General features: G+C 39.9%; 14 protein-coding genes. 3 read left to right on the top strand and 11 right to left on the bottom strand.

Translation table 11 applies throughout. The annotated features are described in order from the left end of the window. Positions 1 to 10: 10 nt before the first annotated feature. The 7 genes from NYE63_RS02760 to NYE63_RS02730 form a co-directional block, all read right to left on the bottom strand. Positions 11 to 739, bottom strand: a complete 729-nt coding sequence (locus tag NYE63_RS02760; protein ID WP_342603984.1) for a ThuA domain-containing protein — start codon at positions 737 to 739, stop codon at positions 11 to 13. A gap of 228 nt (positions 740 to 967) precedes the next feature. Next, positions 968 to 2,002: a LacI family DNA-binding transcriptional regulator gene (locus NYE63_RS02755; RefSeq protein WP_342603983.1), complete on the bottom strand. Its 1,035-nt coding sequence runs from the start codon at positions 2,000 to 2,002 to the stop codon at positions 968 to 970. Between the two features lie 58 nt (positions 2,003 to 2,060). Then, a complete protein-coding gene (locus tag NYE63_RS02750; RefSeq protein WP_342603982.1) occupies positions 2,061 to 2,879 on the bottom strand; it encodes a carbohydrate ABC transporter permease in 819 nt (272 codons plus the stop codon). Beyond that, the gene (locus NYE63_RS02745; protein ID WP_214745626.1) at positions 2,879 to 3,739 is read right to left on the bottom strand and encodes a sugar ABC transporter permease; all 861 of its coding nucleotides are present in this window, start codon (positions 3,737 to 3,739) and stop codon (positions 2,879 to 2,881) included. Before NYE63_RS02745 ends, NYE63_RS02750 begins: the two co-directional genes overlap by 1 nt. Positions 3,740 to 3,906: 167 nt before the next feature. Next, entirely contained in the window at positions 3,907 to 5,196 is a 1,290-nt protein-coding gene (locus NYE63_RS02740; RefSeq protein WP_342603981.1) for an ABC transporter substrate-binding protein, read from the bottom strand. Positions 5,197 to 5,556: 360 nt separating this feature from the next. Beyond that, entirely contained in the window at positions 5,557 to 5,742 is a 186-nt protein-coding gene (locus NYE63_RS02735; RefSeq protein WP_063235290.1) for a hypothetical protein, read from the bottom strand. 168 nt (positions 5,743 to 5,910) lie between these two features. After that, a complete protein-coding gene (locus NYE63_RS02730) occupies positions 5,911 to 6,750 on the bottom strand; it encodes a YitT family protein (protein WP_342603980.1) in 840 nt (279 codons plus the stop codon). Between the two features lie 464 nt (positions 6,751 to 7,214). Here NYE63_RS02730 and bioF point away from each other — a divergent pair, with 464 nt between their 5' ends. Genes bioF through bioC form a run of 3 tightly spaced genes read left to right on the top strand, consistent with a single transcriptional unit; the run spans position 7,215 to position 9,971 of the window. Beyond that, a complete protein-coding gene (gene bioF, locus NYE63_RS02725) occupies positions 7,215 to 8,414 on the top strand; it encodes an 8-amino-7-oxononanoate synthase (protein WP_342603979.1) in 1,200 nt (399 codons plus the stop codon). Further along, the gene (locus tag NYE63_RS02720; RefSeq protein WP_342603978.1) at positions 8,411 to 9,160 is read left to right on the top strand and encodes an alpha/beta hydrolase; all 750 of its coding nucleotides are present in this window, start codon (positions 8,411 to 8,413) and stop codon (positions 9,158 to 9,160) included. The genes bioF and NYE63_RS02720 overlap by 4 nt, the downstream gene beginning before the upstream one ends. Further along, positions 9,150 to 9,971, top strand: coding sequence for a malonyl-ACP O-methyltransferase BioC (gene bioC / locus NYE63_RS02715; RefSeq protein ID WP_342603977.1), 822 nt, complete (start codon positions 9,150 to 9,152; stop codon positions 9,969 to 9,971). Before NYE63_RS02720 ends, bioC begins: the two co-directional genes overlap by 11 nt. Before the next feature lie 202 nt (positions 9,972 to 10,173). Here bioC and NYE63_RS02710 read toward each other — a convergent pair whose 3' ends face one another. From NYE63_RS02710 to NYE63_RS02695, 4 genes are all read right to left on the bottom strand, one after another. After that, positions 10,174 to 10,851: an ABC transporter ATP-binding protein gene (locus NYE63_RS02710; RefSeq protein ID WP_342603976.1), complete on the bottom strand. Its 678-nt coding sequence runs from the start codon at positions 10,849 to 10,851 to the stop codon at positions 10,174 to 10,176. Beyond that, the gene (locus tag NYE63_RS02705) at positions 10,848 to 11,954 is read right to left on the bottom strand and encodes an ABC transporter permease (RefSeq protein WP_342603975.1); all 1,107 of its coding nucleotides are present in this window, start codon (positions 11,952 to 11,954) and stop codon (positions 10,848 to 10,850) included. Before NYE63_RS02705 ends, NYE63_RS02710 begins: the two co-directional genes overlap by 4 nt. A gap of 99 nt (positions 11,955 to 12,053) precedes the next feature. Then, complete coding sequence (locus tag NYE63_RS02700) at positions 12,054 to 13,433, bottom strand: HAMP domain-containing sensor histidine kinase (RefSeq protein WP_342603974.1); 1,380 nt, start codon at positions 13,431 to 13,433, stop codon at positions 12,054 to 12,056. Then, on the bottom strand, positions 13,430 to 14,149 hold the full coding sequence (locus NYE63_RS02695) for a response regulator transcription factor (RefSeq protein WP_342605668.1): 720 nt from the start codon (positions 14,147 to 14,149) through the stop codon (positions 13,430 to 13,432). Before NYE63_RS02695 ends, NYE63_RS02700 begins: the two co-directional genes overlap by 4 nt. Positions 14,150 to 14,485 lie beyond the last annotated feature (336 nt).

The following is a 14,485-nucleotide window of genomic DNA, read 5'->3' as shown; positions in this document are numbered from 1 at the left end:
GTTCTCTCCTTCACTTCATCTCTTTGTTTGAGATGGATTCCAACGGTTCGGCTTTCCCATATTTCGTTACCATTCCAATTTCCGGCTTGACCCAATCAACGGCATTCTTGATTACTCGTTGAATCTCCGGATTATGGTAGGTAGGATATGTTTCATGACCTGGACGGAAGTAGAAAATCCTCCCTTTGCCCCGCTGATACGTGCAACCGCTTCTGAATATCTCCCCACCTTCAAACCAACTGACGAATATTAATTGATCTGGTGCAGGAATATCAAAATGTTCTCCGTACATTTCTTCCTTCTCAAGCTCTATATATTCTCCAATTCCATCAACGATCGGATGACTGGGATCGACAACCCAGAGCCGTTCCCTTTCATCCGCCACCCGCCATTTCAAATCGCAAGTCGTGCCCATTAATCTTTTGAAGATCTTTGAAAAATGACCAGAATGGAGAACGATGAGACCCATTCCCTCGAGTACTCGCTTGTGAACCCTTGCAATGATTTCATCCTGAACTTCATCATGTGCAACATGCCCCCACCATAGAAGTACATCGGTTCGTTTCAGTGCTTCTTCAGTTAACCCATGCTCTTCTTCATCGAGAGTGGCGGTCCTCACCTCGACCTGCTCACTTTGTAAAAAGCCGGCAATTGCACCATGGATACCATCCGGATATACTCCGGCTACTTCAGGCTTTGATTTCTCGTGGCGAAACTCATTCCATACTAGGACTCTCATGAACAACCTCCTCCATTCAAGATTCATTTCACGGCAACTTGCTTTGTATCTTTAACTATTACCTCTTTATTTCCTAACGCAAACGTTTGCGTTTGGCGTGATCAAAATATAAGAACATACTTATCGACTCCAGAAAGTATGAATTTTCAAAAATAATAGTGATAATCTATATTGTAAATTTATGTTAGCAAAAATCAAGCTTTAATTGGTAAAACATTTCTACATTTTTCATTTAATTTCCTTTTCGGCAACAAAATGCGACTCCCGCTTTATGATTTTAGTAGGAATCATGATACTCTTTTCCATCATTTCCGGATTTGCAATTAAATCGAACACGCATTTTGCCGCCTCATACCCTAACTGATACGTATGGATATCAACCGTTGTCAGCGGCGTACTTAAAAATTCTATGAATTCCGAGTGGTTAAAACAGACGACGCTTATTTGCTGTGGTACTTTCAAGTTCTTTTCAGCTAACACTCCCAGCAAGAGAACACCCAATAAAAGATCCATAACCAAAAAAGCGGTTGGAGCCTCTTTTAATTCCAGCAATTCGTCAATGGCGTCAATTCCATCCGTTCGATTTAAAGGAATCAATTTGATATATTCCTGTGGCACATCCAACCCGGCCTGTTCCATCGCTTGTTGAAAGCCTGTCAAGCGGTCTTGAATCACCTCAAACTCGGGACTGCCCCCTAAGAAGGCGATTCGCTCATGTCCAAGACTGAGTACAAACTCCGATACTTCCCTGGCCGCTTGAACATTATCGTTATCAATGAATGTGATACCGCTCATGTTCGTACTTGGCTTCCCAATCAAAACAAACGGGAAGCCCTGCTTTAATAAATACGGCACCACTTTATCTTCCTTTTTAGAGTACAAAACAATCATGCCATCCACTCTTCTGCCCTGAACCATTTTCACTACATCCTCAAAGATGGCATCCTCCGTCTCGCCGGTTGTCAGAGAAAGACTGTACCCTTCTTTATTACAGAAATCTCCGATGCCTCGAATCACTTCTGGAAAAAAGGGATTGTAAAGTGATTCCCTTGCCGAACTTTTCATAACGATCCCAATGGCCTTAGTTGACTTCGTGACTAAGTTCCGGGCATTTTCATTCATATGATAGCCCATTTCCTTTAATACCTTGCGTACTTTACGCTTTGTCTTTTCACTGATTGTCGGGCTGTTATGGATTACACGCGATACCGTTGATGGAGCGACATTCGCTTTTTTTGCAACGTCTTTTATAGTAACAGACAAAATTCATCAACACTCCCCGTTCACCGCACATGGTTTAATATTCCCTATATTTAAATAGTTATTTAACGGCTCCATCTGCAATTCCTTTGATAATTTGCCTCTGAGCAAAAAAGTATGCAATGATGACTGGAATGATGGATAAAGTAAGTCCAGCCAAGGCGAGATGCCATTGCTTCGTATATTGACCGAAAAAGAAGAATAATTTAAGTGGTATGGTCTCAGATCCTGCGCCGCCAATTACAAGGGATGGCAACAAATAGTCATTCCATATCCAAATGACATTTAAGATCCCAACTGTAATGGACATCGGTTTTAATAATGGAAATATGATATACCAAAATACTTGAAACCGGTTAGCACCATCAATCTTTGCTGCCTCATCAAGTGAGACGGGAATCCCTTTTAAGGTACCATGATAAAGGAATATGGAAAGACTGCAACCAAAGCCTAAATACATGAAGATCAGTCCGGCCTTGTTCAACATCCCAAGCTGTCCGAATTGGGCAACGAGCGGTATCATCACAGACTGAAACGGGATCAGCATGGCTGCTACAAACACAAAGAAAAGCAGGGAACTTATTTTACTTTTGTTTCGGGAAAGAGCGTATGCTGCCATCGCAGAAAAAATGATGATGATGACTACACTGACGCCCGATATCAATAAAGAATTGAATAAAGTCCGGAGGAAATCCAATTGCTCGAAAGCTTGAATGAAGTTTTCGAATGTCCAGGTTTCAGGCAGTCCCAGTGTGTCGGCAAATATATCCCGTTTCATTTTAAAGGCATTGACAATCATTAAATAAAACGGAGTGAGCCATAATATGGCCAAAATGAATCCGATGAATCCAATCAGCCACAATTTCCATTTTCCCCTCATTACAGCTCAACCTCCCGTTTTTTATTGAAATAGACTTGTGTCAGCGAAACGACCGCCACGATTACGAAAAAGATAACGGCTTTTGCTTGTGCATATGCCATATCGTTTTCGGTGAAGGCGGATTTTACAATGTTCATCGCAACCATTTCAGTTGAATTATAGGGAGCCCCATTCGTCAAAGAAAGATTTTGATCATAGATCTTGAACGAGTGGGAAAGCGTCAAAAACAAACTGACGGTAAAAGCAGGTGCCACTAGTGGAAAAGTTATATGGCGAAAACGCTGGAAGCTGTTAGCTCCATCAATTTTTGCCGCTTCGATCAAGTCTTCAGGAACAGCCTGCAGATAGGCAATATAAATGATCATGATATATCCGGCCATTTGCCAAGACGTTAAAATGATCAATCCCCAAAAACCTGTATCAGTCGTTGATAACCATCCATTAAATGCTTCGATCCCAGTCAAGTCACCAATCGCACCGAAGACCTTAATGAAAATGAACTGCCAAATAAAGCCGAGAATCAAGCCGCCAATTAAATTGGGCATAAAGAAAACTGTCCGCAGTATGTTGCTTGATTTAATTTTCGAAGTCACGATGAGAGCCAAGCTTAATCCGATGACATTGATTACCACAATTGCGGCTACGGAAAATTTAATGGTGAACCAAAATGTATCAAGGAACCCTTTATCCGTAAACAAGTCTATATAATTCTTAAGACCGATGAAATCCGGCTTCCCTAAACCGTTCCAATTCGTAAAGGAATAATAAAATCCGTAGATGAGTGGCACGATCACAACCAAAATGAGTGCAGCAAGAACAGGTGTCAAAAACAGCCAATATGCGGCATCCCGATTCCTCAACGAAACCGACCTCCTTGAAATGATTTAATAGTTAATGGGTTTAGATCATGACTGGGTTATTTGCTGAATCCCTTGTTGAGGCAATTTCCCTAAACGGCTTTTCTATCACAAGGAACAACCAATCGACACGCATTTTATGCCGATTGGTCACTTGCATTTCCCAAAACTTATTTGCTATGAATCTTCTCCCAATTTTCAATGTTCTGTTGGACAAGTTCCTCCCAAGTCAATTTACCAGTTACGTATTTTTGGACACTTGCTCCAAGATCATCATTCCAACCAACCGGATATCCATTAAACACCCACCCAATCGTGTTTCCTTCTTGGGAGTATTTATAAATTTCTTTTGAAATTGGATCGGCAATTTTTTCTACATCGTATCCTTCATATGCAGGAATGAATTTAAAATCTTCCAAAACGGCTTTTTTCCCTTCTTCGGATGTATACATCCAGTCGAGGAATTTCTTCGCTGCTTCCTGTACCTTTTCATCCGATTTCTTGTTCACTGCCCAATAGTTCGGTACGCCGACCGGCATGCCTGCAGAGTCTCCATTTGGAATTGGGATGATGCCAATTCCCTTTTCAGCTAACTCAGGGTCCATATCATACACTGTGTTATACACCCAGTTACCCTGCTGAATGATCGCAACTTTTTCAAGTGAGAACAGTTCTTCCACTTGTTGGGAGTAATCGAGGCTCGCTGTCGGCTGGACGGAATATTTATTTTGGATATCGACAAGTTGTTTAAACTTGTCACCATCCGTGAATTTAACCGTTGGAGCCTTGCTAGCTTCTAACACATTCCCATCAAACTCCGGTGCTAAAAATACATTGGATAAATGGTTTCCTGTCACCCACTTCTCTTTGACCGGATAAGCGAAAACTGCATCGATTTTCAATTTGTCTTTTTGCGAATCCATTTTCTTAACTGCCGCCTCTAAGGCTGTATAACTTGTAATTTCATCAGGATTAATTCCGGCTTCTTTAAATATCCGTTTGTTATAAATCAAGCCGTATCCTTCCTGGTTAAATGGAAGTCCAAGGACCTGCCCGTCCTCTTCCACGCCATCCAAAGTACCATCAAGTGCTGCAGCAGCAGCCTTCGTGTCCTTTAAATCTGTTAATCTATCTTTATATTGTTCGACATCTACCGGTCCGCCAATGTTAAAAACCGCTGGTTCCTCACCTGAAGCGAACTTTGCCGTAATGGCTGATTTATAATCATTTCCGCCGCCAACTGTCGATACCTTGATCTTCACATCTGGATTTTCTTTTTCATATTGTTTTGCCAATGTCTCGAATTGCGACTTGAATTCTACCTTGAATTGAAATATATCCAGCGTCACGACATCCTTTGAGTCGCTGTTTCCACCGGTTGAAGAAGAGCATCCAGCCAAAATCACACTAAAAATTAATAAAACAGTAAAGATTCCCCCGTACCATTTTTTACGTTTCATGCCTACCGACTCTCCCTTTTTCTCATAATATTCATGCAATTTTAAGAAAACGTTTGCATAAAATAGTAAAATAAAAGCCTTTCATTTTATAAAACTCGTAATCTATCCTGCTTCTTTTACATCACCTCCTCACAAAACTCCTTGCAAACGTTTACATTTATGGGCTTAATATTACCACCAAATTCCATACTTTACAATAAAATTGTAGTATATTGTAAAAAAAGGATATTAAGAACCTTCTTAACTTAATTATATGATTCAGAAACCTTTGATTATTCCTTTATCCGGTTATTTATTGTACGGGCCATTTTCATTCCTGGCATTACACGAAAAAAGGGAAACCCGTCGGTCCCCCTCTTTTCACTTCAATATCATCTTCACATTGGATGAACCGTATTCATCCTTCAATTCATAATATTTATCGCTTGCCTGTCCAAATTCTTTAAACACACCACTAATGATCAATTCATTCGTTTCCTTATCAACGACACTGTACTTGATATTGCTTTTCCCAAACTTTCTGTCATCCACTTTTAAAAGGATCATCTTGGACACCTCCACATTTAATGGCTGCACTCCTCAGGGTGTGTGGTTTCTTACTTACATAATATAACAAATTATTCCGAATTTACAGATTTTTTGCAGTTCAAAATAAAAAAGCCTATTAGGCCTTTTCATTTCGCTTATACCATATCCGCCTCCCGAGAATGCGCATCAGGACTTCGAAATATCCAGGAATCCTTCACCAAATACGTCCCGAACATCATGTATGGCAATAAAAGCATTGCTATCCGTTGACTTCACTATTCTCTTTAACTTTAGTACCTCTTGCTTACTTATAACGATATATAAAATATCCTTGGATGCTTTTGTATAGTATCCATGGCCGCTAAAAACAGTGACCCCCCGGTCCATCAATTCGGTTACTTGTTTTGCAATCTGGTCCGCTTCTTTTGAAATGATGGTAATCGCTTTTTTCGGATTCAATCCCTCAATGATGAATTCCATCGTTTTTGTTCCAATATAAAGCATAAGGATAGTGAGCATCAGACCTTCTGCACCAATGATGAAATAAGATGAGAACGCAACGATTAAATCGAAAAACAGAAGTCCATAGCTTAAGCTCCATCCCAAATACTTATTCGTAATTCGGGCTAGTATCGTCGTACCGGCAGTAGTGCCTCCCACACGAATGATCATGCCTATTCCTGCACCGGCAAAAACCCCGCCAAATATCGCATTGATGACCAATTCATCTGAAGATATCGTCCAACTTTCGGTTAAATGAAGGAAAAGTGAATTAAATGCAACGGCTATGATTGTATATACCGTTGTTAATTTCGACAAATATTTATAACCGACAATGAGCAGGAAAGCGTTAATAATCAAACTTAACAGCCCCGGTGACCATTCAAAAAGATAAAATAAAATGATGGTTATCCCCGTGACTCCTCCCTCACCAAGTTCATTAGGAATGACGAAAAGATTTATTGCCAAAGCAAAAATAAAAGCTCCTACTAGTATAAAGAAAACATCTAAAGAAATCTTTTTCATATTTATTACCCTTCCTTTATGTAATGGTTAATGTGAATCTGTTAAATTCACTGCTCTATAGTAACATGGAATTCCATTTAATCCTTCAAAGATTTGAAGGTTTAACAAAAAGACTTCCTTGGAGATTAGATTATCTTCAATGAACGAGCTTAATACATACAAAGGCACCAATTTTCACTACACTCTTTTATACTTTAGCTTAACAAAGCCACTGTCCAAACATCATTAATCCTCCTTCTACCTATTTTCATGTTAGTTTCATGCTCCTCGACTTGGTTCAAATAACCAACAGCACATTTATGATGAGTGTCTTTTTTCGCCCCTTGATTTCTCCTAGATTAATGGATAATCAATTTATTATCATGTTCCTTTTCAAAGCTTGACAGTTTCATTGAGTCATGATTAGAATGTTTTATATGTTAACCTATATTATTTTTAGTTGACATATAAAAAGGAGAATGGCCATGCACAGTGAAAAACAATTACCTGGTTGGGAAGAAAAAATTAAGAAAGAACTGGCTTATCTAGAAGAGATATCGCAAAAACGTGAACTCGTTTCAACGGAATTCGCCGAGCAGCCATGGCTTATGATCAACGGGTGCAGGATGCTAAATCTAGCTTCTAATAACTATTTAGGATATGCAGGAGATGAGCGGCTGAAAAAGGCTATGGTTGATGCAGTACATACATATGGTGCAGGAGCAACGGCTTCACGTTTAATTATTGGCAATCACCCACTTTACGAGCAAGCGGAACAAGCTCTTGTCAATTGGAAGAAAGCCGAAGCAGGGCTCATTATTAACAGTGGATATAACGCGAACCTTGGAATTATCTCCACCCTGATGTCCCGTAACGATATTATTTATAGCGATAAATTGAATCATGCAAGCATTGTCGATGGAGCTCTTTTAAGTCGTGCAAAGCATCTACGCTATCGTCATAATGATTTAGATCATTTAGAAGCATTATTGAAAAAATCATCAATGGAAGCACGTAAATTAATCGTGACGGATACGGTCTTCAGCATGGACGGTGACTTTGCTTATCTTAAAGACCTTGTTCGGTTGAAAGAACGTTATAACGCAATGTTAATGACTGATGAAGCACACGGAAGCGGCATCTACGGTAATAACGGTGAAGGTTATGCCGGTCATCTCCATCTTCAAAATAAAATAGATATCCAAATGGGAACATTCAGTAAAGCGCTCGGTTCATTCGGGGCCTATGTCGTCGGGAAAAAATGGCTTATCGACTATTTAAAAAATCGCATGCGCGGATTCATATATTCAACTGCACTCCCCCCGGCCATACTCGGTGCTATGAAAACAGCGATTGAACTTGTACAGCAAGAACCAGAACGCCGCTCACTGCTCCAAACACATTCAGAACACTTTAGAGAAGAACTCAAATATTACGGGTTTAATATTTGTGGAAGTCGATCACAAATTGTTCCTATCATAATCGGGGAAAACGAAAAAGCGATGGAATTTGCCAAACGTTTGCAGAAAGAAGGAATTGCCGCTATTGCTGTCAGGCCGCCGACCGTTCCTGAAAATGAGGCGAGAATCCGGTTTACAGTAACTGCTCTCCACGATAAAAAAGATCTTGATTGGGCAGTTGAAAAAGTTTCGATCATTGGAAAAGAAATGGGTGTTATAGAATGAAACAGCCGAATTTAGTCATGCTTCCTGGATGGGGAATGGAAAAAGATGCGTTTCAACCGTTAATCAAACCGCTGTCAGAAGTATTTCACCTCTCATTTATAGAATGGAAAGATATGAAATCACTAAATGACTTTGAAGAACGGGTCATAGAAACAATCGCTTCCATCGATGGTCCCGTTTATTTACTGAGCTGGTCATTAGGATCAATAGTATCACTTGAACTTTCAAGTTCGTATCGAGAAAAAATAAAAGGTTTTATCCTTTTTGGCGCGACAAGTCGGTTTACCACAGGAGAAAATTATTCATTTGGCTGGGATCCACGAATGGTCGAGCGCATGAAGAAACAACTGCAGCGCAATAAAGAGAAGACTTTGAATTCTTTCTATGAAGCAATGTTTTCCGAAGCTGAAAAAGAAGAAGGTTTTTATGATCGATTCATCACGACAACTCAACGAGAGTTTCATGGTGATGATGTGTTTTCGCTTCTTATTGGTTTGGATTATCTAATTCAGAAAGATGCCAGAGCAGGACTCGACCGGATTGAAGCCCCCTTTATATTGATTCATGGGAGAGAAGACAAAATTTGTCCACTCGAAGCCTCATCTTTCATTAAAGAAAATTTGGGTGGGAAAGCCGAGGTTCATATTATCGAAGGCGCTGGTCATATTCCATTTTTCACAAAACCACAGGAATGTATGGAGCATATAAAAACATTTATTCAAAAGGAGTACATTCATGATAGATAAACGATTGTTAAGTAAGCGGTTCAGTGAACACGCGAAAACATATGATGCGTATGCCAATGTTCAAAAAAACATGGCAAAACAATTAGTGGATTTGCTTCCTAAAAAAAACGCCAATCATAGAATCAATATTCTTGAAATTGGCTGTGGCACGGGTTACTTAACGAGGTTACTCGTCAAAACATTCCCTAATGCCGCAATTACGGCTGTTGATTTGGCACCAGGAATGGTTGAAGTCGCGAAAGGAATGACAAAGGAAGATCGTGTTACATTTTTATGTACTGATATCGAAGAAATGGCGCTTAATGAAAATTACGACTTGATTATTTCTAATGCAACGTTTCAATGGCTGAATAATCTCCCTGCAACCCTTGAAAAACTATCTACACGATTAACGGCTGAAGGAAGCCTGATATTTTCAACGTTTGGAATAGATACCTTTCAAGAGCTTCATAGGTCATATGAACAGGCGAAAGAAAAGCTTCAACTTTCCATTGATAGTTCACCGGGCCAAATGTTTTACACTCTAGAAGATTTATCCCAAGTATGTGAAGAAGCACTCCCCTTTTCATCAGCATTTCCAATCGAGATAACAAAAAAAGAAAAGCTTGAACTAGAGTACTTTCAGACAGTACGCGAATTTTTCACTTCAATTAAAAAGATTGGTGCTGCTAACAGCAACAAAGAAGACTACTGCCAGCGCCCTTCCTTCTTTCGAGAGTTAATCAACATATACGACACAGAATACCGAGATGAATCAGGTGTGAAAGCAACCTATCATTGTTTATTCTTTAAAATAAAAAAACATGCTTAATCCAAGATAAACATCTGGGATCCAAGCAAAAATATGATACATAATTGCAGGCCGTTTATATAAAGTAACGACTAGTATTTCAGCTGCTTACTGTCGATTTACTAGGGTCCAATTCAAGCGATTTCTGCCGCCGCCTCTCCTAATTCCTTTGGAGAAACGGCGGCCTATTTATCGCTTATTGAGAGTGTGTTTTACGTATAACTCATCCAAATACCTTGCCATCTGTAATATTGACCACTCGATCACATAAATCTAACATTCTTTCATCGTGCGTTACCATGATGGCCGCTTTATTTCTTGATTTCACCTCATGTGCAAGCATTTCAACAACATCCCTGCCTCTTTTGGAATCAAGACTTGCTGTTGGTTCATCCGCTAAAATGATTTCTGGATCATTCATCAGCGAACGGGCTATGGCTACACGCTGCCGCTCACCGCCTGACAGTGCTTCTGGCAAGTGTCCTGCCCGATGTCCAAGTCCAAGGTGGCTAAGCAATTCGTCCGCTTTTTTCACAGTTTTTTTATCTCGCTTGCCAATCAGTTCAGAAAGTAGCAGAAGTTGATCTCTTACGGTGAGATATGGCACAAGATTCGACGATTGGAATACAAACCCGATCTTTTCAAGGCGTACTCTAGTCAATTCCTTTGGGGATAGTGTTGTAATATCCTCATCATTCAGCAGTAAGCGACCTTTGCTCGGTGAAAGTAACGCACCTGCTATTGAAAGAAAAGTACTTTTACCTGAGCCTGAAGGACCCACGATGGCGACGAATTCCCCCGCTCTCACATTCAGGGAGATATTATCTAGGGCAGTCACTTTATTATCGCCTTCCCCATAAATCTTACTTACGTTTTCAAATAATAGTTTATCCCCCATCATGATACCCTCCCGATTGCTTCGATCGCGTCTATCTTCGCTACTCGGTATAGTGATAGCAGCGAACCCAATACGGATACAACCAAAAGTATCACGGAATATTTAATGACCAAATCTGTACTCAATTCAAATGGCATTCCTTCTGGCATGATTAAAGTGACTCCATATGTCAGTACAACACTGATGGCTATGCATGTCACGGCAAGCAGCATTACTTGACCAACGATACTTTTTGCCAGGTAGCCCGTATTGGCCCCGAGTGCTTTAAGGACTCCAAATTGATTCGTCTTCTGCAAGGTAATCACATAAAAGAATACAGCCAAAACGAAAGCTGCTATGACAAACAAGAAGGCAATCATCATCGTCAATGTACCCTGTTCCTCTTTGTAGCCTGGTATACTCTGAAGTGATTCTTCTTTCGAAATGAGCATTACGCCTTCAGGCAATGATTCACGTACATTTTCTTCTGCCTTCGAATCCATTTGCACGGCTATTGTGCTGATTGAATCTTTCTCTTGATTTTTTAATGCAGGATTAATCTCCTGCCACCCCTTAACATTCATGTAAACTACCGGTGAATGGCTGTAAGATTGCTTTTCAGTAAAACCAACAATGGTGAAAACCTTACCTGATAGGTCATCTTTAAGTGAATCACCCAATTTATAACCCACTTCTTTTAAAGAACGATCTGCAACGACTTCACCTTGTTTCTTATTATCATAGTTCGTTCCTTCTATGACCCTCGGTGCTAAAATACCACTTGCATCGGTAGCAAAAATGGTGACATCCGTTTTCTCGGATGTGCCGATTTTATTCAATGTGATCATCATTTGCCCCAGACCTTCGGCTGCCTTAACATCCGATGAGGCACGGATTTCATCTAGCTTTTCCATGGATATGATGGATCGGTTCAATTTATTTTTAGAGTCATGCTCCATAACGAAATAGTCGGCCTTCATGTTTTGTATGGATGAAGCATTATCTGAAGAAAGTCCATTAGCTAATCCTGAAATGATAAAGACAAGCAAAGCGACCAATACCATGATCAATCCAATCAGCAGATAACGTAACTTTGAATGCTTTAATTCACGTATTGCCAAAAACATCATTTCATCTCCCATTCCTTTAGTTTACCGATCCAGTCCTACTTCAATCGGTATGACTCGATTGTAAACAACCAATATGAATGGAAGATGAACAGCTCATTACATAAGGGGCAGCCGTATATAAAAAGTGGTCCCTTTACCGAGTTCGCTTTGAACTTCGATCGTACCCCCATGAAGTTCAACCGTCTTCTTTGTAATCGAAAGTCCTAATCCGCTGCCTGTTTCACTCCTGTTCCTCACTTTGTCGACTTTATAAAAGCGATCAAAGATATAAGGGAGGTCTTCTTCGGGAACTCCCATGCCCGTATCCGCAATCATCACTTCAACTGTACTGCCTATTCTTTTAATCCGAATATCGATCGAACTGCCGCTTTCCGAGTATTTAATGCTATTGGTTACCAAATTGGTCCATACTTGATTTAAAAGTTTCTCATCTGCAGAAATGACGGTTGAAGGCAAATCCATTTCGATCACCATATCTTTTTCCCGCCAATTCCATTCCAGCATGAACAACACTTGCCGGATTTGCTGCGCTAAATCGAAATTTGACCGTTGCAGCGGATCATCTACTTTATCCAACGAAGCAAGCATGAGCAGCTGTTTGCTTAACAACGACATGCGCCTGCTTTCTTTTTCAATAATGGACAAGTACTGATTTCTTTGTTCTTTTGTCAATTCCTCCGATTGGAGGGTTTGAGAAAAACCTTGGATGGATGCAAGCGGAGATTGAATTTCATGAGATACATTCGATACGAACTCCTGCCTCATATCATCTAACCGCTGTATGCTTTGAGTCATTTTCGAGAAATTTTGAGCCAAATATCCAATTTCATCACTGCGTGTAACATTCAATTCACTACTATAATCCCCATCGGCAATCCTCTTTGTAGCTTCCGTTAATTTCGTAATCGGCTTAACGATGAAACGCGTGTTAATGATCACAAATAAAAAACTGAGAAGAAGCGTGAGTACTAGCAAAACTGCAAGAAAAAAGCGGAATTCCCCAAACTGGAGCTCTATATTCGGCCTTACAAACAATGCATGTTTTTCGCCATTCACATTCATTGGGACCCCAATGCTATTAACCAATACATCTTCAAAAAATCCGGTAATAAATAACCCATTATTATAATTGGCTATCCCTTGATAGGTCTTCCCGTTCAAAACTCCTGAAATCGTATCTCGATCCAAACCAGTTTCCCGAAACGGCTCACCATACAAAGTTCCTTCACCCTGCTCATTAAATAGATACATTTGATAGTGCAATCCTGCAATATGATTTAAATACACATCAATGTCCTGATCAGGATTTTCCTCATATAAGGAGACGATATCACTTGCGACTTTCTTTATCTTCTCACCATTGTAGGGTTTTTGAACCTGATGATAATAGACATTGGAAATTAAAAAAGCGATGACACTGGCAAGCACCATGATCAAAATGGTTTGAATAACTATCCTGAAATAGAGTGTTTTCACTTCTTGTTGACCTCCAGTTTATAACCTAAACCACGGATTGTCGTTATAACAAAATCATCGGTCCGCCCGGCAAAACGTTCCCTTAACCGTTTAATATGGACATCAACCGTCCGATCATCCCCTTCAAAATCAGCACCCCACACCAATTCAATAAGCTGCTCACGCGTAAAGACCTGATCAGGAAAACTCCCCAGCTGAGCCAGCAGCTCAAATTCCTTAAGCGGCAGGAGCAGCGTACTCCCATTTAATCGCACTTCATAACTTTTACGGTCAATGACCGTTTGATTCAATGATATGGATTCAGAGTTCACCATGCGATACCTCCGCAATAGCGCTTTTATCCGAAATAGAAGTTCCCGTGGCTCAAATGGCTTGACGAGATAATCATCCGTACCTGCAACGTACCCCTTTTCCTTATCGCTAAGTTGATCTTTAGCTGTCAACAAAATGACCGGCAGATCATATTGATCACGGATTTCCTTACAAAGATCCAGTCCGTTTTTAAACGGCATCATAATATCAACAACCGCCAGATGGATCCTTTCCTTCTCCAGTATCAAGGAAGCTTCATTCCCATCCTTCGCTTCAGATACCATGAACCCTTCCTTTTCCAAGTGAAATTTAAGCAACTCCCGAATATGCCGATCATCATCCGCAATTAATATATGTATCAAAGAAACCACATCTCCACTTCTTTTATAACCCTGGCTAAACATACAATAGCAATAATTAATCCTGTAAAACAACAAATACTATTTCCTGCTCTAGAAAACCGGTAGCTGCTTTCCATATAGTTAGTATGCCAATAACTTTCACCCTCTTATTTTTCAAAAAATGGAAAAAGATAAAAGTGAACTGAATTTCTAAAACCTATCTGCTTTTTCTTTTGTTAACCATCATATTCATACAATTTCAGCGCTAGAGAATTACAGTTCAAAAAATTACCTTTATGACTGACCATAGTGAAACTAACCAAAAGTCTGGTTAGAAACGTATTGATTTTTTTAAAAAAAGGTTTAAAATATTCTGAATATAAACTATAATTGATTTAT

It is taken from the genome of Peribacillus sp. FSL E2-0159 (assembly GCF_038643155.1).
GTDB classification, from domain to species: domain Bacteria; phylum Bacillota; class Bacilli; order Bacillales; family DSM-1321; genus Peribacillus; species Peribacillus simplex.
This window is presented reverse-complemented; position numbering and strand designations above follow the sequence as displayed.

What these genes read in the sequence shown, in the direction of transcription:
- NYE63_RS02740 (WP_342603981.1), bottom strand. Translation starts at nt 5,196, where the DNA reads ATGAAACGTAAAAAATGGTACGGGGGAATCTTTACTGTTTTATTAATT.
- NYE63_RS02760 (WP_342603984.1), bottom strand. Translation starts at nt 739, where the DNA reads ATGAGAGTCCTAGTATGGAATGAGTTTCGCCACGAGAAATCAAAGCCT.
- NYE63_RS02720 (WP_342603978.1), top strand. Translation starts at nt 8,411, where the DNA reads ATGAAACAGCCGAATTTAGTCATGCTTCCTGGATGGGGAATGGAAAAA.
- NYE63_RS02735 (WP_063235290.1), bottom strand. Translation starts at nt 5,742, where the DNA reads ATGATCCTTTTAAAAGTGGATGACAGAAAGTTTGGGAAAAGCAATATC.
- bioC (WP_342603977.1), top strand. Translation starts at nt 9,150, where the DNA reads ATGATAGATAAACGATTGTTAAGTAAGCGGTTCAGTGAACACGCGAAA.
- NYE63_RS02705 (WP_342603975.1), bottom strand. Translation starts at nt 11,954, where the DNA reads ATGTTTTTGGCAATACGTGAATTAAAGCATTCAAAGTTACGTTATCTG.
- bioF (WP_342603979.1), top strand. Translation starts at nt 7,215, where the DNA reads ATGCACAGTGAAAAACAATTACCTGGTTGGGAAGAAAAAATTAAGAAA.
- NYE63_RS02730 (WP_342603980.1), bottom strand. Translation starts at nt 6,750, where the DNA reads ATGAAAAAGATTTCTTTAGATGTTTTCTTTATACTAGTAGGAGCTTTT.
- NYE63_RS02750 (WP_342603982.1), bottom strand. Translation starts at nt 2,879, where the DNA reads ATGAGGGGAAAATGGAAATTGTGGCTGATTGGATTCATCGGATTCATT.
- NYE63_RS02710 (WP_342603976.1), bottom strand. Translation starts at nt 10,851, where the DNA reads ATGATGGGGGATAAACTATTATTTGAAAACGTAAGTAAGATTTATGGG.
- NYE63_RS02695 (WP_342605668.1), bottom strand. Translation starts at nt 14,149, where the DNA reads ATGTTTAGCCAGGGTTATAAAAGAAGTGGAGATGTGGTTTCTTTGATA.